Origin of the sequence: Pseudoalteromonas sp. S2721, assembly GCF_005887425.1 — a bacterium.
Taxonomy (GTDB): Bacteria; Pseudomonadota; Gammaproteobacteria; order Enterobacterales; family Alteromonadaceae; genus Pseudoalteromonas; species Pseudoalteromonas simplex.
Genome location: NZ_PNCZ01000097.1, coordinates 1 through 256 on the forward strand (window position 1 = coordinate 1; position 256 = coordinate 256).

Annotated in this window: 1 protein-coding gene; it reads right to left on the bottom strand. The window is 47.7% G+C overall.

Translation table 11 applies throughout. The annotated features are described in order from the left end of the window. Positions 1-16: 16 nt before the first annotated feature. The coding region (locus CWC02_RS20880) for a hypothetical protein (RefSeq protein WP_212751486.1) at positions 17-256 on the bottom strand (240 nt) is incomplete at its 5' end.

Here is a 256-nt window from a genome sequence, read left to right on the forward strand (position 1 = left end):
CACTTCAGTGCCGATTTCAGACCATAACAAACATATTCATGGCTAAAGCCATTCCTACAAGTAGACTTTGCCTAGAACCAGAGGATGACGCAGGACCAAACACCCACACCGCGCGGCTGAACGCTGACGGCTGAAAGCTGATAGCTCTGTATTGGGTTTCACTCCGTTCTACCCAACCTACGCCAGAATTCCAAACCTTTACTCCTTCAACTTTCCCCTCGCTAACTTTTCTCTCGTAATACCATTCCGCATAAAG